Below are 17036 nucleotides of genomic sequence, written 5' to 3'. Positions count from 1 at the left end.
GTATCAGGTCGCGCGGCTCGGGTTAAGTGGAAAGTTCGTGCATGGGGAAGACAAACGGCTTCATGGAGGCAGCCTTCGAGGAGGCTCGCGCCGCCGGCGAGCGCGGTGAGGTTCCGATCGGCGCCGTGGTCGTGCGCGACGGCCGGATCATCGGACGGGCCGGCAACGAGACGCGGGCGCTGAACGATGTGACCGCCCATGCCGAAATTCTCGCCATCCGCCGTGCGGCTGCAATCCTAGGCGACGAAAGGCTCGTCGAGGCCGATCTCTACGTCACGCTTGAGCCTTGCACGATGTGCGCTGCGGCAATCTCCTTTGCCCGGATGCGGCGACTCTATTATGCTGCCGCAGACGCCAAAGGCGGGGCGGTGGAAAACGGCGTGCGCTTCTACCGACAACCGACCTGCCACCACGTTCCTGAAGTCTATTCCGGCATTCGCGAGAGCGAGGCTGCCGACATGCTCCGGGGCTTCTTCCAGGACAGGAGAGACTGATGATCTTTGTTGCGCTCACCTTGTCGATTGCCGGCATGGCTGGCATTGCGTTCTGGGCTTATCGCAATGTTGCACCCGGCGCAGACCGCTTGCCGATGCAGTGGTCGACGACCGGTACCGTCAACTGGCGCGCACCACGGCTGATCGCTATCGCCGCGGCCCCCGTGCTGATGCTCGCTCTGATCGGCCTGATCTTCGTATTTTCACGGGATGACCATGCCGAGCGCGACATGGCGCTGCTGTGGATTTCCTTCATCGCTCCCGCCTTGCAGGCCATGCACATGGCACTGGTTGCGCGCACGGTCGAAAACGAGGAATGAGGCAGGCGCGACGGCCTCACTCGGCGGCGGCGAAATCCTCGAGCTTCCGGCCGGCCAGCCGGTAGCGGATCCATTCCGTCTGCGGTTCGGCACCAACAGCGTCATAGACGCGGATCGCCGGCTCGTTCCAGTCGAGCACGCTCCATTCGAAGCGACCGCAACCCCGTTCCACCGCAATGCGCGCGAGATGTTTCAAAAGCAGCTTGCCGGCACCCGAGCCGCGATAATCCGGCGAGACATAGAGATCCTCCAGATAGAGGCCGTTCCTCGCCTGCCAGGTGGAATAGCTGTGAAACCAGACCGCAAATCCCGCAGGCTGACCATCGGCCTCCAGGATCACCGCCTCGGTCACAGACCCCTCGCCGAAGATCGAGGCGCGGATCGTCTCCGTGGCCGCCTCCACCTCATGCCCCGCCTTTTCATAGATGGCGAGTTCGGTAATGAAGCCGAGAATGGTGGCGGCGTCCTCAGGTGTGGCAGGACGGATGGAGAAGGGCATGGACAAGACCTCAAGCAAAAGGGCAGGTCGTTTCCGCCCTGCCCTGGAAAATTCACGATCGAAAGGCGCTTATTGGAAAGGCATCCACCAGGAGCTGTTCTGCTGGGCAGCCTTGGCTTCCTTCTTGCGGCGCTTTTCCTTCTTCTGTTCCGGCTCGCCGAGATCGACCAGTGCGGCTTCCTGCGTCTGGCGATATTCGGCCGGCGGATCGGAAAGAAGGCGACGCTGGTCGAGATAGGCGCCCTTCTGAAGCTGACGGGCGTCACGGAAGGCCTGCCACTTCTGCGTCTCGGTCATCGTGCCGGCCGTGCCATAGCCAGCGAGCAGTGGAGAGCGGTAACGCGGATTGCCGGCATTGGCGTCGGCTTCGGCCACGAGACGCTCACGCGCCTCTTCCGGCGATTCCACCCATTCGGGATTGTTTTCGCGGCTGGCAACCGACTGTTGCGGCGCGACGAGCCCGGCCGTCTGGGCGCCGCCCGGCGGCAGGACGAGGTCAGGACGCGGATTGTATTTGGTACCCTTGTTGGCGGCTTCGCGCGGCGCGATCGACACGGCCGAGCCGACGTCATCCACCAGCTGCTCCATCGCCGTCTTGTCCGTGCCATAGGTCGGGCTGCCGACGCAGCCGGAGAGACCCGACGTCAGGCCAACAAGGCCAACCAGACCGAGGCCAACTCTGAACAGATATGCCGAATTCATGAATGCCTACCAGCCTCGCCGCAGTTACATCAGTCGTGCCGAATACATTCCACCAGCCCTGCCGGTCGAATTCGGCCAATTTCAGGCAGTTTTACCGGATGACCCGCAAAAGCGCAAATCATCCGGTCATATTTCCTTATCCGCGCGCTGCAAGCTCGCGCAGAGCCTGGGCGTCACGGGCCGAAACATCGGGATAGTCGGCATCGGAGCCGACATCCCTGGTGATCTTCCATGAGCGGGCGCATTTCGTGCCTTCGGCGAGCTTCGGTTCGACGGCGACCCTGGTGCCATCGTCCAGACGGAAGGCTTCATTGGGGCCTTCACCCGAGACAACGGAGATGTCCGAGGTGATGCAGATTTCGGCAAAGTCGAGGCCGTCGAGGGCCTTCAGAAGATCCGCATCGCCGACGTGAACGACCGGGGCCGCTTCCAGCGAGGAGCCGATGCGCTTTTCCTTGCGTTCGATCTCCAGTGCGCCCGTCACGGCACGGCGCACCGTGCGGACCTTTTTCCACTTCTCGGCCACCGCCTCGTTCGACCAGTCGGCCGGGATCACCGGGAACTGTTCCAGATGAACCGACTCGGCCTTCGGATCCCGCGAGAGCCATGCCTCTTCCGTGGTGAAGGGCATCATCGGCGCGAACCACAGAACGAGGCAATCGAAGAGCTTGCGGATGACAAAGAGGGCCGAACGGCGCTTCAGGCTCGACGGGGCGTCGCAATAGAGCGCATCCTTGCGGATATCGAAGTAGAAGGCCGAGAGCTCGACATTGGCAAAATCCGAGAGAGCGCGGACGATGCGTTTGAAGTCGAATTCGTCGTAGCCCTTGCGCACGAGCTGGTCGAGTTCGGCCAGACGGTGCAGCATCAGCTTTTCGAGTTCCGGCAGGTCCGCATAGGCGATCTCGTCGCCATGGTCATGGGCGAGCGTGCCGAGCATCCAGCGAACCGTGTTGCGGATCTTGCGGTAGCTGTCGATATTGGTCTGGATGATCGTCTTGCCGAGGCGCTGGTCTTCCCAGTAGTCGGTGTTCATCACCCAGAGACGCAGGATGTCGGCACCCGACTGGCTCATCACTTCCTGCGGCGTGACGGTATTGCCGAGCGACTTCGACATCTTGCGACCGTCTTCGGCCATCGTAAATCCGTGGGTGACCACGGCATTGTAGGGCGCGCGACCACGGGTGGCGCAGCTTTCGAGCAGCGAGGAATGGAACCATCCGCGATGCTGGTCGGAGCCTTCGAGATAGACGTCTGCCGGCCATTTCAGGTCGGGGCGGTCTTCCAGGGTGAAGGTGTGGGTCGAACCTGAATCGAACCAGACGTCGAGAATGTCTGACACCATCTGCCAGGTGTCGCCGTCATGCTCGCCGGCCAGGAAGCGTTCCTTGGCGCCTTCGGCGAACCAGGCGTCTGCGCCTTCCTTCTCGAAAGCTTCGAGGATGCGGGCATTGACCTTTTCGTCCTGCAACACATTGCCTTCGGCATCGGCGAAGACGCAGATCGGCACGCCCCAGGCGCGCTGGCGCGAGAGAACCCAATCCGGGCGCTGCTCGATCATGGCGCGCAGGCGGTTCTGGCCACCAGCGGGGACAAAGCGGGTCTGGTCGATGGCCGAGAGTGCGCGGGTGCGCAGCGTCGTGCCGTCGGCGAGGTCCTTGTCCATGTAGACGAACCACTGCGGCGTGTTGCGGAAGATGACCGGCTTCTTGGAGCGCCAGGAATGCGGATATTCATGCTTGATGCGGCCACGGGCAAAGAGGTTGTTCGCCTTGATGAGAGCGTCCATGACGCGCTTGTTGGCGTCGCCCTTCTTGCCGTTGTCGTCGAGCACGCGAGCGGCACCGCCTTCGGCGGACGGGCCGAAACCGGGGGCGTCTTCGGTGTAGAAGCCGGCATCGTCGACCGGGAACGGGATTTTCGTATCGATGCCCCGGGCTTCGAGCGCGCGGACATTTGCCATCCAGGCTTCAAAGTCTTCGCGGCCGTGCGACGGGGCCGTGTGGACGAAACCGGTACCGGCGTCATCGGTGACATGGTCGCCGTCGAGCAGCGGGACGGCGAAGGTGTAGCCGAGGTCGGCCAGCGGGTGGGCGCAGGTGATGGCTGCGAGCTCGGCACCGGTCACGTCACGAACGAGGTTAAAGGTCACCTTGGCCTTGGCTGCTGCATCTTCGGCGAGGCGCTTGGCGAAGATGAGCTTTTCGCCCGGCTGCGGGCCGAAATCATTGGTGGCTTCGGTGATCTCGTAAAGGCCGTATTCGATCTTCGAGGAATAGGAGATCGCGCGGTTGCCCGGGATGGTCCAGGGCGTGGTGGTCCAGATGACGACGGAGGCCGACTTCAGATCCGAGGCGCCCTCAACAATCGGGAACTTCACCCAGATCGTGTCGCTCTCGACCTCGGCATATTCCACTTCGGCTTCGGCGAGCGCGGTGCGCTCGACGACCGACCACATGATCGGCTTGGAGCCGCGATAAAGCTGGCCGGACATGGCGATCTTCAAGAGTTCGCCGGCAATGCGGGCTTCCGCGTGGAAGGCCATGGTGGTGTAGGGATTGTCGAAATCGCCCTCAATGCCGAGACGGCGGAATTCGTCCGACTGGATGTTGATCCAGCCTTGCGCGAACTCACGGCATTCCTTGCGGAATTCGTTGACCGGGACCTCGTTCTTGTCCTTGCCCTTCTCGCGATATTTTTCCTCGATCTTCCATTCGATCGGAAGACCATGGCAATCCCAGCCAGGCACGTAGTTCGAGTCAAAACCACGCATCTGGAAAGAGCGGGTGATGACGTCCTTCAGCACCTTGTTCAGCGCATGGCCGATATGGATGTTGCCGTTGGCATAGGGCGGGCCGTCATGCAGGACGAATTTTTCGCGGCCGGCGGCAGATGCGCGCAGGCGCTTGTAGAGACCCATCTCTTTCCACTTCGCCGCCATTTCCGGCTCCTTCTGGGGAAGGCCGGCGCGCATCGGAAATTCGGTCTCGGGCAGAAAGAGGGTCTTGGAGTAGTCGATCTTTTCAGGGGTATCGGTCATGGATCAGCCATCGGATGGGGCGACCTCAAGCGGTCGCGGAATTATGTCATGGATTGGCGGCAAGCGGGCGCGGGGCTTGAAACCCAACGCCAAAAACCCGGACCTTCCCGCAGCTCATCAAGCCGCCGGGAGGGCCGGGCCAATAATTCGAATGATCCGGGCCGCCGAAAGATACGTCATGGCCGCGTTCTTTAGGGGTTTTTCGCGCCAAAAGGAAGGGGCAAGATGGGCGAGATGGACAGGCAGGCGGGACATGCTTAGACTGTCTTCATCACCCCATGTCTGCGGGCCATTCAAGATCAGGGCGGAGACGGCATGACACGCAAAGCGCAGCTAAAGGTCGACCTCGACGCCAAGCTCGCCGATGATTTTGCCGCAGCGGTCACGTCCGCACAGACGTCAGAAAGCGAAGTCCTGCGGGAGATGGTACAGGACTATGTCGAGCGGCAGAAGGTCGATAGCGGCTATCGTCAGTTTATGGAGGCCAAAGTCGCGCGTGGTCGCGACGACGTGGCTGCCGGAGAGTTCATAGCGGCAGACGATGCCGAACGGATGTTTGCTGAGCGACGGGAGCGCGCTCTCAAAGCGAGCCGCTTATGATCGTTCGATGGACGCGCCAGGCCATTCATGACCGCGCTTCCATCTTCGAATACATCGTGGAAAAAAATCCGGTTGCCGCACTGGCCATCGACAATACGTTCGAACAGGCGGTCATTCAGCTTGGTCAGTTTCCCCATTCGGGTAAAATCGGCCTGGTCCCTGGCACTCGCGAGCTTCTGCCGCATCCCAGCTATCGCCTCATCTATGAGGTGACTAACGGCAAGCTCGCCATCCTCGCGATCGTCCATGCCTCACGGCAATGGCCACCGACTGATCGCGACTGACCCAATCTGCCGGCTTTATTCGCCACCATCCCTCTCGACGACCGCGCGAAGGGCGTCGTTGATGCGATCCTGCCAGCCGGGGCCGTCCTTCTGGAAATGCTCGATCACCGCACTGTCGAGCTTGATCGAGACCAGTTCCTTGACATCGGGTGCTGCGCGGCGCTCGACGACCGGGGCTGCCGGCTTCTTCGCGGGGCGGAACAGGGCTTCCGCGGCATCCTTCGGGTTCACGGGTCTGCGCGGCGTCATGGCCATGGGGTGCCTTTCGGGCTGTCTCTGATGATTTGCTGGCCGCACTAGGCGGCAATGCGGACAAGGCGTCAAGCCGGCATCGGCGGCGTGGACACCGCCATTGCTCAGCCTGACCGGGCAAGGTCGGCAAAGAAGTCTGCCCTGGCGAGCCTTCGGGCGATCAGAATGCCGAGAAGCAGGGCCGCAACGAAGATCGCCGCCGAGGTGTGACCGAGGCCGAGCGCTGGGATCGAGGCGCCGGGACAGAAGCCGGCAATGCCCCAACCGATTCCGAAGATTGCTGAGCCGCCGATCAGCCTTGCATCGATGGCGCTCGCTCCTGGCAGGCGAAAGCTCTGGTCGAAGAGCGGCTTCTGCCGGATACGGAAGAGCAGTGCGTAGCCCGGAGCGGCGACCGACAGCGCACCGGCCATGACAAAGGCGAGGCTGGGGTCGAAGCTGCCGGCGAGATCGAAAAAGTTCAGGACCTTGGCCGGGTTTGCCATGCCGGAAAGGGCAATGCCGGTTCCGAAAAGGGCACCGATCAGAAAGACAATGAGGAAGCGCATCAGATCGTGACCCCGAAGACGTGGCGAATGAGAAAGACGGTGAGAACGGCAAAAGCCATAAACGTGACCGTCGCCGCAATCGAGCGTCGCGAGAGGCGCGCCATGCCGCAAATGCCGTGTCCGGAGGTGCAACCGGAGCCGAAGGTGACGCCGATGCCGGCGATCAGCCCGCCGATCACCAGGGCCGCGGTGGAGACGGGAACTGCATATTCTACAACGTATCCGCTGAGCGACAGCGCGAAGGGTGCGAGGATGGCGCCGGCGAGGAAGGCGAGCTTCCAGGACCAGTCGGCGCCGAGCGGGGGCAGGATGCCGCCCACAATCGCAGTCATGCCGGCGATCCGGCCCCAAGTGAGCATCAGCAGAAGGGCAGACAGCCCGATCAGCAGGCCGCCGGCAAAGGACATCAGGGGCGTGAATTCAGTCAAGGCGGTCTCCAACGTCAGGCCCGTGGCGAGCCCCTTACATATCTCCATGCATATGTGACGCTGTGCGGATCGGCAACTCACATCGCCGACATGTAGCGGCCTTGCTCAAAAGGCGATGGCTGCGTCGAGCGTTCCGATGGGCGTGACGCCGGAAAGCAGCGCTTGCGCCTCCTCTACATCCTTGTGGATCTGGGCAACGAGCGGATCGAGGCCTTCGAACTTCCACTCGTCGCGCAGGAAGCCGAAGAGCGATACGGAACAGACCTCGCCATAGAGATCGCCGGAGAAATCGAAAACGAAGGTTTCCAGCCAGGGGTCACCATTATTGGTGACGGTGGGGCGATAGCCGAAGCTCGCGACACCATCGCGAATGACCCCGTCGGGACGGCGGAAGCGGACGGCATAAATTCCAGGGCGCAGCGTCGCTTCCGGCGGCAGGTGCATGTTGGCGGTGGGGAAGCCCAGGGTGCGGCCGAGTTGCTGCCCCTTCATCACCTCGGCCTCGACCGTAAAGCGATAGCCCAGGAGCCCCGCGGCCTCGGCGACATCACCGGTGGCGATCAGGCCCCGGATGCGGCTCGAGGAAATGACTTCGGCCCCCTCGTCGCGGAAGGCATCAACAAGGCTGACGCCGAAGCCGTGTCGGCTGCCAGCCTGCATGAGATAGGCCGGGCCGCCCTCCCTGCCCTTGCCGAAATGGAAGTCGAAGCCGGTCACGACTTCGCGCGCACCCAGCCAGTCGCCCAGGATCGACTTGACGAAGTCTTCCGCAGAGCGCTGGGAAAACTCCCTGTCGAAGGGATATTCGATCACCGAATGGAATCCCATGGCCTCCAGGATGCGGGCGCGCAGGGACGGCGGCGTCAGGCGAAAGACCGGCTTGTCGGGATTGAAGATGGTGCGGGGATGCGGCTCGAAGGTGAGCACGAGGGCCGGCACGCCGAGTGCTTCTGCACGCTCCAGCGCACGCTTCAGCACGGCCTGGTGGCCGCGATGCACGCCATCGAAATTACCGATTGCCACCACACCGCCGCGCAAGGCTGATGGCAGCGGTTCCTTCTTCTCGTTGCGGTGAAAGACGGTCATCCGAGCCGCTGCCTCATGCCAGCCTGTGCATCCAGAATTGTGGCGCGACCTTTTCCCGTTCGAGGAACAGCTGGAGCCTCGTTTCGTCGGTCACGTTGTTCGTCGCGTAGTCGGCGGCATGAATGCCACCGGAGATATAGAGGAGATCGAGCCCGGCATCGATGGCGCCCTTGACATCGGTCGGCATGCCGTCGCCGATCGCGAGGACGCGGGCCTTGTCGAAGTCTCCGCGGGCCTCCTTTGCCGCAGCCAGTGTCGCTGCGTAGATCGGCGCATGCGGCTTGCCGGCGATGCGGGTCTCGCCGCCAAGCTCTGTGTAGAAGGCGGCGACCGCGCCCGCACATGGGATGATGCGGTGGCCGCGCTCGACCACCAGGTCCGGGTTGGCGCAGATCAGCGGCACTTTGCGGGCAACGAAGTCGGTGAGCATGTCGCGGTAATCTTCCGGCGTCTCGACCTCATCGTCGAAGAAGCCGGTGCAGACCACACAATCGGCCTCTTCCTTCGAGACGATCTCGACATCGAGCCCGTCGAAGAGCGGAAGGTCGCGCTCGGGACCGAGCAGGAAGACCTTTTTCGGACCGGCGGCGATCAACGTGCGGGTGACATCGCCTGATGTGACGATGCGGTCATAGGCCGAGTCGGGAACGCCGATGGCGCGCAGCTGCGGGATGACACCGATGGCGGGCCTCGGCGAATTGGTGATCAGCACGACTGTCAGGCCCTTTTTACGGGCGGCCGTCAGCGCTTCACCTGCCAGCGGAAAGGCATCGATGCCATTGTGCAGGACACCCCAGACGTCGCACAGAATGACGTCATAGGCGTCGGTCACGTCGCCGAGGGTGGTAATGCTGCGGGTCATCGTCTGTCCTGACTGCTGAATGTGTGTCCGGTGACATGGCAAAGGACGGGCGGCAAGGCAAGGGGCAAGCGTCGCGACACCCGAAATTGGCAGCCATCGATGGGTACCCCATCAGAGCAGGAAACGTGCGGCAAGCCCGAGTAGACCGGCCGCGATCAGCGTCTTGCCGATGCCGAGATGGAAGCGGAAGATCATGACGGCGGCGGCCATGGCGATGACCAGAGCCGGCCAATCCAGGGACGACCAGACCGGCAGAGGGACGGAGAGCGTCAGCGGAGCCAGGCTGACGAGATCGACCGGCTCCACCCTGGTAAAGACGACATGCAGCGCGAACCAGACGGCAAGATTGAGAATGACGCCGACCACGGCGGCGGTGATGGCCGAAAGCGCGGCGCTCAGCAGGCGATTGCCGCGCAGGCGCTCGATATAGGGGGCGCCGGCAAAGATCCAGATGAAGCTCGGGACGAAGGTGGCCCAGGCGGCGATCACGCCACCGAGCAGCCCGCCGATCAAGGGATCGAGCGCGCCGCTCTGGCGGAAGCCGGCGAGGAAACCGACATAGGAGAGGACCAGAACCAGCGGTCCAGGCGTCGTCTCGGCAAGTGCCAGCCCGTCCAGCATCTCGCCAGGTTTGAGCCAGGCGTAGTGATCGACCGCGACCTGGGCAACATAGGCAAGCACGGCATAGGCGCCGCCGAAGGTGACAAGCGCCATCTTGGAGAAAAACGTCTGGACCTCGGGAAGTGCGGTTTCCGGAACAAGCAGCCAGAGCAGCGGCAGGGGCGCCAGCCAGACGACGACCCAGAACAGCAGTGTTGCCAACTGACCAAGCAGTGGCGGCCTTGCGCGGACTTCCTCGGAGATCTCGACAGCTGCGGATGGTGCGCCGCGAGCGTGGATGAGGCCGATCAGGGCGGCCGTGAGCACGACGAGCGGGAACGGCAGGGAGAAAAAGAAAAGCGCGATGAAGGCGGCCGCCGCGAGGCCGCGGTGGAAACCGCTCTTCAAGGCCCGCCTGCCGATCCTGACCACGGCTTCAACGACGATCGCCAGGACCGCCGCCTTCAGACCGAAGAACAGGCCCGTGACAAGGCTTGCCTCCTGATAGAGCGCATAGAGGCTGGACAGACCGAGGATGACGGCGAGCCCCGGCAAGACGAAGAGCAGGCCGGCGACCATGCCGCCCCGCACGCCGTGCAACAGCCAGCCGATATAGGTCGCGAGCTGTTGGGCTTCGGGACCGGGAAGCAGCATGCAGTAATTCAAGGCGTGGAGGTACCTGTCCTCATCGATCCAGCGTTTTTCCTCGACGCAGATCCGGTGCATCAGCGCGATCTGGGCCGCTGGACCGCCAAAGGACATGAGGCCGATGCGGGCAAAGGCCGAGACCAGTTCGGTGAATGTCGGCCGGATTTCAGTGATCCTGGCCGGATTTCCCACCACGATACTCATCACCCAACCTCATTGCGCGAACTGCGGGCGACCCAGTCGTGCTTTTCGTCCATGGCGTCGCGCGCCCAACGGTACAGGGCATCATAGACAATCAGGCCCTGCTCCAGTTGATCGAGGTCGCTGGCATGGAGCCTCGACAGCCCGAGCGACACCGCCAGCAGGCCGGCGGCCTCCGGCGCAAGGTCCAGCCGGTTCGTATCGGCGCCGCGAACTATCTGTGCGAGGGTCATCAGCGCGGGCGTCTCAAGACCGAATTCGGTCAGCATCGTATCAAAGGTGCAGCGCTCGGCGCGGTGGCTCCAGAACCCTTCATCCATGTCGAATGCGACAGCGTCGAACCGTTGGGCGACGCCCTCCACTTCCGAGGGCGAGACAAAGAGGAAACGCGCCAGGGGATCAACGAAGCGGCGGATCAGCCATGGGCAGGCGATACGGTCGATCTTCGGCCGGTTGCGGGTGACCCAAAGCGTGCCGCCACCATGACTTGCGAGCCGGGCCAGCGGCACGCGGGGAAGCCCCGCTTTCGCCCAGGCGACGTTTCCGCCTTCCAGGACTTCAGCGGAGAGCCCCAGAAGGCGCAGATGGGCTGCCACGCCTTCGCTGAGCTTTCGCCCTTTATGGCAGATGATCACGACGGAGGGCGATTTGATCTCGGCCGCCCAGCGGTCGACGAACCGGTGATCGCGGCGGACAGCTGACGGCAGGAGAAAGGGATCAGCCTCGACATCTTCGTCAAGACTGACATCGACAAGGAAGGGGGACTGGGATGAACCCAACAAGCGAAAGAGTTTGTCTGCGGAAATTGCGCCAAAGGGTGCCATGTTCGGTGTCCGTTGTTTTGAGAATGACGGATGCGAAATTCCGGCATGGCGCCTCATGGAGCTTTCGCGCACTCCACGGTTCAAACCTGTCAAATTCATATTGGCCTGTCAAACGCCTTTGTCAGTTGCGTCATCGGCCAGAAGCCTCGCCCCCGCGCCGGACTTGCCCATGTGGTCGCCGCCATTGCGCAAGGGACAATCCTCCATGGACAGGCATCCGCAGCCGATGCAGCCATCGAGCCTGTCACGCAGCCCTTGAAGCTGCATGATCCGGCGATCCAGGTCGGCACGCCAGATTTGCGAAAGCCGGCGCCAGTCATGGACCGAGGGCGGCCGATCATCCGGCAGGGTCGAGAAGGCGGTCGAGATTTCGGCGAGCGACAGGCCGAGCGACTGGGCAACCTTGATGACAGCGACACGGCGGAGCACGCCGCGCGGAAACCGCCGCTGGTTTCCGCCACTGCGCAGGGAATGGATCAGCCCTTCACGCTCGTAATAATGCAGCGCCGAGACAGCGACGCCGGCGCGGCGTGCCACCTCGCCAACACTGAGCAGAACCGGTGCTCCGGCCTTCTGAACTGCCATTTGATCTGCCACGACACTTATTCCTTGACCTCAATGAAGGTTGAGGTCCTATCCATGCCTGCGTCCCGATCAAACCGCAAGTTCTCACACAGATACGGAGCGCATCATGACCACCCCTTCCCCTTCGCCACTGGAACTCCGCAATGCGGATCTGTCGACCGTTCTTCGGATCGACCGCTTCACCTGCCCGCTTGCCCATTGGCCGGATTTCGCAGAACGTCTGGCCTTTATCGACGGGCATCTGCAGAGACATGTGCACTGCAAAATGAGCCGCGTCGCCGCATCCGAACGCGATGGCCAGGTTTTCGTAATCACCATTGCCGAGTGGGAAAGCCGCAATGCACTTCTGGCGGCCAAACAGGAGATGGCGGCAATTTATGCCGCGAACGACTTCGATCCTGCCGCATTTCTCGTTCAATATGGGATAGAAGCCGAGTTCGCCACCTTCGAGACCATGGTTCTCTGAAGGTAAACAAGCCATCCGGTGCCGTTTACGATAGGCACCGGATTTTTGCACACCCGGCTTGACTCATCCGCATGCTGTTCTTATCTCAGCCTCGCTGGCACTCACCAACAGCGAGTGCTAACAGTATCGATGCGGACCCTCTCTGCGGTCCGCGAATGTCATTTGATCGAGGGATTAGACAATGGCAAGCACAACTTTCCGTCCGCTGCACGACCGCGTTGTAGTCAAGCGCGTCGAGTCCGAAGCAAAGACCAAGGGCGGCATCATCATTCCTGACACTGCCAAGGAAAAGCCTGCTGAAGGCGAAATCGTCGCTGTTGGCCCTGGCGCCCGCGACGAAAGCGGCAAGCAGATCGCTCTCGACGTCAAGGTCGGCGACCGCGTCCTGTTCGGCAAGTGGTCCGGCACCGAGGTCAAGCTCGACGGCGAAGACCTGCTGATCATGAAGGAAGCCGACATCATGGGCGTCATCGGCTGATCTTAGCCTGATACCCGTCTTCCTCTTTAACAATTCACCAATGGGCTAGATGCCCGGGAGTTTTGACAATGGCTGCTAAAGAAATCAAGTTTGGCCGCACCGCTCGCGAAAAGATGCTGCATGGCGTCGACATCCTCGCTGACGCCGTGAAGGTAACGCTCGGCCCGAAGGGTCGCAACGTCATCATCGACAAGTCCTTCGGCGCGCCGCGCATCACCAAGGACGGCGTATCGGTCGCCAAGGAAATCGAACTGGAAGACAAGTTCGAGAACATGGGCGCCCAGATGGTCCGCGAAGTTGCTTCGAAGACCAACGACATCGCCGGTGACGGCACCACGACTGCAACCGTTCTTGCCCAGGCCATCGTTCGCGAAGGCAACAAGGCCGTTGCAGCCGGCATGAACCCGATGGACCTGAAGCGCGGCATCGATCTGGCCGTCGCAGAAGTCGTCAAGGACCTCCAGGCCAAGGCCAAGAAGATCTCGACTTCGGAAGAAGTCGCACAGGTCGGCACGATCTCGGCAAATGGCGACACGCAGGTTGGCCGCGACATCGCGGAAGCCATGCAGAAGGTCGGCAACGAAGGCGTTATCACCGTCGAAGAAGCCAAGACCGCTGAAACCGAACTCGAAGTCGTCGAAGGCATGCAGTTCGACCGCGGCTACCTGTCGCCCTACTTCGTGACGAACCCGGAAAAGATGGTCGCCGATCTCGACGACGCCTACATCCTTCTGCACGAAAAGAAGCTCTCGAACCTCCAGGCCATGCTGCCGGTTCTCGAAGCCGTCGTTCAGACCGGCAAGCCGCTCGTGATCATCGCTGAAGACGTCGAAGGCGAAGCTCTTGCTACGCTCGTCGTCAACAAGCTGCGTGGCGGCCTGAAGATCGCTGCCGTCAAGGCTCCGGGCTTCGGCGATCGCCGCAAGGCCATGCTGGAAGACATCGCCATCCTGTCGGGCGGCACTGTCATCTCGGAAGACCTCGGCATCAAGCTCGAGTCGGTTACGCTCGAAATGCTCGGCCGCGCCAAGAAGATCTCGATCACCAAGGAAACCACCACGATCGTCGACGGTGCCGGCCAGAAGTCGGACATCGAAGGTCGCGTTTCCCAGATCAAGGCTCAGATCGAAGAAACCACTTCTGACTACGACCGCGAAAAGCTGCAGGAACGTCTTGCCAAGCTTGCTGGCGGCGTTGCCGTGATCCGCGTTGGCGGCTCGACGGAAATCGAAGTCAAGGAACGCAAGGACCGCATCGACGACGCGCTGAACGCAACGCGCGCTGCCGTTCAGGAAGGCATCGTCCCCGGCGGCGGTACCGCACTCCTGCGCTCCTCGACGAAGATCACCGTCAAGGGTGCAAACGACGACCAGGAAGCCGGCATCAACATCGTGCGCAAGGCCCTGCAGTCGCTGGTTCGCCAGATTGCTACCAATGCCGGTGACGAAGCTTCCATCGTTGTTGGCAAGATCCTCGACGGCGACACCGACAACTTCGGCTACAACGCCCAGACGTCGGAATATGGTGACATGATCGCCATGGGTATCGTCGACCCGGTCAAGGTCGTTCGCACCGCCCTGCAGAACGCAGCTTCGGTTGCTTCGCTGCTGATCACCACCGAAGCCATGATCGCCGAACTTCCGAAGAAGGAATCTGCTGGCGGCGGCATGCCTGGCGGCATGGGCGGCATGGGCGGCATGGACATGATGTAAGACCTCAGGGTCTTACCATCAGGTTCAGAAAAGCCGCCCATCACTCAAAGTGGTTCAGCGCGTCAAGCGCGCTGAACAGGCGGCATGGACATGATGTAAGACCTCAGGGTCTTACCATCTGGACCATCCGGTTCAGTCTTTCAGAAGGGCGGCCCTCGGGTCGCCCTTTTTCTATTGTGCATCGTCTCGGCCGGGAACCTGGGCTTATCTTCGCTATGATCCTAGTTCCTGAGCACCGTGCAAGGCACGCCCGCGGCCCTGATCTCGGCGCAGAGCTTGTTCGCCTCCTGGCGGGTTTCGCGGCCGATCCTTGCGGCATAGCGGGGTCTGTAGCCAAAATTGCCGCCGCGCTGGCGCACGATGAGGGCGCGCTCGGCGTTGAGTGGCGCCGGCAGGCGGCTGAGGGCGCGCGTGAACAGCTGGTTGACGATGGCTGGGCGGAAATGCGCGGCCAATTGCACGCCCCATGGCGCCCAATCTGCAGAGCCTGAAAAGACTGGCTCCTTCATCCGGCGCTTGTCCGCGAGAGCCACGCAAGCGTCCTGAAAGCTCAAGGTTTCGTCCAATGTCGGCGCTGCGATTTCGGGCGGCTGATCGCGCCATATCTCGACCGTCGCGCCGGTGATGGCAAAGACGTAATCCCGGGTTTCGATGGGCAGGCGCTCGGTGGACAGGAATCGTGAAAACCCATTTTCGCCGGCGTTGTAGGCTGCGGCAGCGAAGCCGAAATTTCCGAAGCGAGTCCTCAGTTCCACGAGATAGCCGGCAGACGCATCGAGTGCCTCAAGCACGTCGAAACTGTTGGCAATCCCGCGCATGCGCGCTGTGCCGGGCATGAACTGGGCGATTCCTTCCGCCCCCTTCCGACTGACCGCCTCAGGGCGGAAGAGGCTTTCCCGCCAGATCAGCCGAGCGAAAAACGCAGGTGGCACGTCATGCACTTGAGAAAAATGGCCGATCACACGGCAGAGATCGGCGTTGAAACTGTCACGCCTGATACAAAGAGACGACGAGCCATAGGTGCCCGCATAGAGGCATGCCGGCTCGTCTGCTGACTTCGACGGCTCGGCATGGGCGGCAAGGGTGCCGCAGGCAACCGCGGTCGCGAAAATGCCAGCTGCCAGCATGAAGACCCGCCGCGTCGCATCCATCCAGACCACTCCCGACAACCGAAACAGGGATCCGATTCTATTCGCGTTCGCCACCAGCGCAATGCGTTTGCCTTGTCGGTGTTTCATCTGGACCATCCGGTTCCGTCTTCGACAGGGCCGCGCTCGGGTTTCCCTTTTCGTATGAAGCTCCGGCATGCCCCAGGATGGCCAGACCACACCCGTCAACGGACCAATGGACAGCGGTCGGAATGACACCAAAAGTTGCGTGGCGCCGGACTGGTGGTGCGTCGCGTCGACAGACACACATCTACCAACACACTGAAAATCATATTATTCCAATATCAAGGTTCCCAGAATTGAGACGGTTCCTGCACCAATTTGGGACATGGGCCGTTTTCATGCTAAATAAATCATGGTATCGAAACCGTTAATTCCGGTGCATGCAAGATTTTTCCTTTTCAGCTTTCTTGTGGGAGACGGTTGAAATTCCGGTTTAGCTTGCGCTCCGGCATGCATACATCGTGGCGATGGGGCAACTCGCGGCGGTGTTCTACGTCTGAAGACCGGTCGGATCGACTGAAAGGTCTCAAGCACTCACATCGTGGATTCCCGGATGACGGGAGCGCGGTGTCTGCGGTTCCGGCGGGCCGCTTGAAGAACCTGGTGAACGGGCATCCGCTCGCCAGCGGTTTCGGTTTCGGCCGGACAGGGGTCGGCTTCCGGGAGCAAGTTCCCGGGCTGGATAATTGGGGCCAGTTCTGGCTATCGACTTGGGGATCGCCTTGTTCAAAATTGCGAATGCTGATCTTGCGAACACCTTCATGATGAGCGAGCAGGAAGGAGACGGCGTGCTGGGGCAGCATGCGTGCCGCTTCGGCCTGTTGGAAGACTGGACGGGTGACCTGACGAACGGCCTCCTGAAGCTGGGGGAGAACGCGCGTGCCCTACACGGTCTCAACAATCATGAATGTGGACTGCTGACGGTCATGCGCAGCTATGATCCGGCAGATCGCGGACATATTCTCAGACTGTTCGAACAGGCCGCCACGCAGCCGTCGCGCTTCTGCTACTCGACCACCATCGTCGCCGCGTCGCAGCACCGCCAGCCGGTCTTCTGCATCGGCGAGTCCTCCGGTTTCGACAACGCCGGTGGCAACATGGTCGGGCTCTTCATTTTCCCGCGCTTCCAGTTGCCGACGACAGCCTCCGTCACGCCTGCCTGATATTCCGGCAAGCCAGCTTCCAGCGGCCCGTGACTGGTTCACGCGGGTTCATGAACACATGCCCAAGGTCCC

General features: G+C 61.8%; 20 protein-coding genes. 8 read left to right on the top strand and 12 right to left on the bottom strand.

Annotation, left to right across the window (positions count from 1 at the left end; translation table 11 throughout):
- Positions 1 to 41: 41 nt before the first annotated feature.
- The gene (locus QTL56_RS19890) at positions 42 to 494 is read left to right on the top strand and encodes a nucleoside deaminase (protein WP_229572881.1); all 453 of its coding nucleotides are present in this window, start codon (positions 42 to 44) and stop codon (positions 492 to 494) included.
- Complete coding sequence (locus QTL56_RS19885; RefSeq protein ID WP_229572882.1) at positions 494 to 814, top strand: hypothetical protein; 321 nt, start codon at positions 494 to 496, stop codon at positions 812 to 814. The genes QTL56_RS19890 and QTL56_RS19885 overlap by 1 nt, the downstream gene beginning before the upstream one ends.
- Positions 815 to 830: 16 nt before the next feature.
- On the opposite strand, the gene QTL56_RS19880 is transcribed toward QTL56_RS19885, so the two are convergent.
- The 3 genes from QTL56_RS19880 to ileS form a co-directional block, all read right to left on the bottom strand.
- Positions 831 to 1313, bottom strand: coding sequence for a GNAT family N-acetyltransferase (locus QTL56_RS19880; RefSeq protein WP_245135092.1), 483 nt, complete (start codon positions 1311 to 1313; stop codon positions 831 to 833).
- 69 nt (positions 1314 to 1382) lie between these two features.
- The gene (locus QTL56_RS19875; protein WP_245135090.1) at positions 1383 to 2015 is read right to left on the bottom strand and encodes a hypothetical protein; all 633 of its coding nucleotides are present in this window, start codon (positions 2013 to 2015) and stop codon (positions 1383 to 1385) included.
- A gap of 136 nt (positions 2016 to 2151) precedes the next feature.
- Positions 2152 to 5055, bottom strand: coding sequence for an isoleucine--tRNA ligase (gene ileS / locus QTL56_RS19870; protein WP_245135088.1), 2904 nt, complete (start codon positions 5053 to 5055; stop codon positions 2152 to 2154).
- A gap of 315 nt (positions 5056 to 5370) precedes the next feature.
- Here ileS and QTL56_RS19865 point away from each other — a divergent pair, with 315 nt between their 5' ends.
- Both QTL56_RS19865 and QTL56_RS19860 read left to right on the top strand, forming a co-directional pair.
- Positions 5371 to 5655 (top strand): hypothetical protein, encoded by a 285-nt coding sequence (locus QTL56_RS19865; protein ID WP_245135085.1) that lies wholly within the window; start codon positions 5371 to 5373, stop codon positions 5653 to 5655.
- Positions 5652 to 5939, top strand: a complete 288-nt coding sequence (locus QTL56_RS19860; protein ID WP_245135083.1) for a type II toxin-antitoxin system RelE/ParE family toxin — start codon at positions 5652 to 5654, stop codon at positions 5937 to 5939. The genes QTL56_RS19865 and QTL56_RS19860 overlap by 4 nt, the downstream gene beginning before the upstream one ends.
- 15 nt (positions 5940 to 5954) lie before the next feature.
- On the opposite strand, the gene QTL56_RS19855 is transcribed toward QTL56_RS19860, so the two are convergent.
- From QTL56_RS19855 to soxR, 8 genes are all read right to left on the bottom strand, one after another.
- Positions 5955 to 6194, bottom strand: coding sequence for a BrnA antitoxin family protein (locus QTL56_RS19855; RefSeq protein WP_245135081.1), 240 nt, complete (start codon positions 6192 to 6194; stop codon positions 5955 to 5957).
- 101 nt (positions 6195 to 6295) lie between these two features.
- Positions 6296 to 6739, bottom strand: a complete 444-nt coding sequence (locus QTL56_RS19850) for a DUF6691 family protein (protein ID WP_245135079.1) — start codon at positions 6737 to 6739, stop codon at positions 6296 to 6298.
- Positions 6739 to 7167 (bottom strand): YeeE/YedE family protein, encoded by a 429-nt coding sequence (locus tag QTL56_RS19845; protein ID WP_245135077.1) that lies wholly within the window; start codon positions 7165 to 7167, stop codon positions 6739 to 6741. Before QTL56_RS19845 ends, QTL56_RS19850 begins: the two co-directional genes overlap by 1 nt.
- A gap of 105 nt (positions 7168 to 7272) precedes the next feature.
- The gene (locus tag QTL56_RS19840) at positions 7273 to 8253 is read right to left on the bottom strand and encodes a bifunctional riboflavin kinase/FAD synthetase (protein ID WP_245135075.1); all 981 of its coding nucleotides are present in this window, start codon (positions 8251 to 8253) and stop codon (positions 7273 to 7275) included.
- A gap of 13 nt (positions 8254 to 8266) precedes the next feature.
- On the bottom strand, positions 8267 to 9115 hold the full coding sequence (locus tag QTL56_RS19835; RefSeq protein ID WP_245135073.1) for a TIGR01459 family HAD-type hydrolase: 849 nt from the start codon (positions 9113 to 9115) through the stop codon (positions 8267 to 8269).
- A gap of 111 nt (positions 9116 to 9226) precedes the next feature.
- Entirely contained in the window at positions 9227 to 10567 is a 1341-nt protein-coding gene (gene chrA, locus QTL56_RS19830) for a chromate efflux transporter (protein ID WP_245135071.1), read from the bottom strand.
- A complete protein-coding gene (locus QTL56_RS19825) occupies positions 10567 to 11388 on the bottom strand; it encodes a chromate resistance protein ChrB domain-containing protein (protein ID WP_245135069.1) in 822 nt (273 codons plus the stop codon). The genes chrA and QTL56_RS19825 overlap by 1 nt, the downstream gene beginning before the upstream one ends.
- Positions 11389 to 11496: 108 nt before the next feature.
- Positions 11497 to 11973 carry a redox-sensitive transcriptional activator SoxR gene (soxR, locus tag QTL56_RS19820; RefSeq protein WP_245135067.1) on the bottom strand — a complete coding sequence of 159 codons (477 nt, stop codon included), beginning with the start codon at positions 11971 to 11973 and terminating at the stop codon, positions 11497 to 11499.
- A gap of 106 nt (positions 11974 to 12079) precedes the next feature.
- Between soxR and QTL56_RS19815 the strand changes: the two genes are divergently transcribed.
- From QTL56_RS19815 to groL, 3 genes are all read left to right on the top strand, one after another.
- Positions 12080 to 12439: a hypothetical protein gene (locus QTL56_RS19815; RefSeq protein ID WP_245135064.1), complete on the top strand. Its 360-nt coding sequence runs from the start codon at positions 12080 to 12082 to the stop codon at positions 12437 to 12439.
- 181 nt (positions 12440 to 12620) lie between these two features.
- A complete protein-coding gene (gene groES, locus QTL56_RS19810) occupies positions 12621 to 12917 on the top strand; it encodes a co-chaperone GroES (protein WP_076392581.1) in 297 nt (98 codons plus the stop codon).
- A 68-nt stretch (positions 12918 to 12985) separates the two neighbouring features.
- Positions 12986 to 14629 (top strand): chaperonin GroEL, encoded by a 1644-nt coding sequence (groL, locus tag QTL56_RS19805; protein WP_245135062.1) that lies wholly within the window; start codon positions 12986 to 12988, stop codon positions 14627 to 14629.
- 221 nt (positions 14630 to 14850) lie between these two features.
- Here the strand turns inward: groL and QTL56_RS19800 are convergent, their stop codons facing one another.
- On the bottom strand, positions 14851 to 15756 hold the full coding sequence (locus QTL56_RS19800; RefSeq protein WP_370660375.1) for a lytic transglycosylase domain-containing protein: 906 nt from the start codon (positions 15754 to 15756) through the stop codon (positions 14851 to 14853).
- A 767-nt stretch (positions 15757 to 16523) separates the two neighbouring features.
- Between QTL56_RS19800 and QTL56_RS19795 the strand changes: the two genes are divergently transcribed.
- On the top strand, positions 16524 to 16964 hold the full coding sequence (locus QTL56_RS19795; RefSeq protein ID WP_245135058.1) for a hypothetical protein: 441 nt from the start codon (positions 16524 to 16526) through the stop codon (positions 16962 to 16964).
- Positions 16965 to 17036: the final 72 nt, after the last annotated feature.

Source organism: Peteryoungia algae (assembly GCF_030369675.1).
In the GTDB taxonomy this organism is placed as follows: Bacteria; Pseudomonadota; Alphaproteobacteria; order Rhizobiales; family Rhizobiaceae; genus Allorhizobium; species Allorhizobium algae.
This window is presented reverse-complemented; position numbering and strand designations above follow the sequence as displayed.

Bases quoted from the DNA above. Each gene is read 5' to 3' on its own strand.
- QTL56_RS19860 (WP_245135083.1), top strand. From the start codon at position 5,652: ATGATCGTTCGATGGACGCGCCAGGCCATTCATGACCGCGCTTCCATC.
- ileS (WP_245135088.1), bottom strand. From the start codon at position 5,055: ATGACCGATACCCCTGAAAAGATCGACTACTCCAAGACCCTCTTTCTG.
- QTL56_RS19890 (WP_229572881.1), top strand. From the start codon at position 42: ATGGGGAAGACAAACGGCTTCATGGAGGCAGCCTTCGAGGAGGCTCGC.
- groES (WP_076392581.1), top strand. From the start codon at position 12,621: ATGGCAAGCACAACTTTCCGTCCGCTGCACGACCGCGTTGTAGTCAAG.
- QTL56_RS19825 (WP_245135069.1), bottom strand. From the start codon at position 11,388: ATGGCACCCTTTGGCGCAATTTCCGCAGACAAACTCTTTCGCTTGTTG.
- chrA (WP_245135071.1), bottom strand. From the start codon at position 10,567: ATGAGTATCGTGGTGGGAAATCCGGCCAGGATCACTGAAATCCGGCCG.
- QTL56_RS19850 (WP_245135079.1), bottom strand. From the start codon at position 6,739: ATGCGCTTCCTCATTGTCTTTCTGATCGGTGCCCTTTTCGGAACCGGC.
- QTL56_RS19885 (WP_229572882.1), top strand. From the start codon at position 494: ATGATCTTTGTTGCGCTCACCTTGTCGATTGCCGGCATGGCTGGCATT.
- groL (WP_245135062.1), top strand. From the start codon at position 12,986: ATGGCTGCTAAAGAAATCAAGTTTGGCCGCACCGCTCGCGAAAAGATG.
- QTL56_RS19855 (WP_245135081.1), bottom strand. From the start codon at position 6,194: ATGGCCATGACGCCGCGCAGACCCGTGAACCCGAAGGATGCCGCGGAA.
- QTL56_RS19815 (WP_245135064.1), top strand. From the start codon at position 12,080: ATGACCACCCCTTCCCCTTCGCCACTGGAACTCCGCAATGCGGATCTG.
- QTL56_RS19800 (WP_370660375.1), bottom strand. From the start codon at position 15,756: ATGCTGGCAGCTGGCATTTTCGCGACCGCGGTTGCCTGCGGCACCCTT.
- QTL56_RS19835 (WP_245135073.1), bottom strand. From the start codon at position 9,115: ATGACCCGCAGCATTACCACCCTCGGCGACGTGACCGACGCCTATGAC.
- soxR (WP_245135067.1), bottom strand. From the start codon at position 11,973: ATGGCAGTTCAGAAGGCCGGAGCACCGGTTCTGCTCAGTGTTGGCGAG.
- QTL56_RS19880 (WP_245135092.1), bottom strand. From the start codon at position 1,313: ATGCCCTTCTCCATCCGTCCTGCCACACCTGAGGACGCCGCCACCATT.
- QTL56_RS19840 (WP_245135075.1), bottom strand. From the start codon at position 8,253: ATGACCGTCTTTCACCGCAACGAGAAGAAGGAACCGCTGCCATCAGCC.
- QTL56_RS19875 (WP_245135090.1), bottom strand. From the start codon at position 2,015: ATGAATTCGGCATATCTGTTCAGAGTTGGCCTCGGTCTGGTTGGCCTT.
- QTL56_RS19865 (WP_245135085.1), top strand. From the start codon at position 5,371: ATGACACGCAAAGCGCAGCTAAAGGTCGACCTCGACGCCAAGCTCGCC.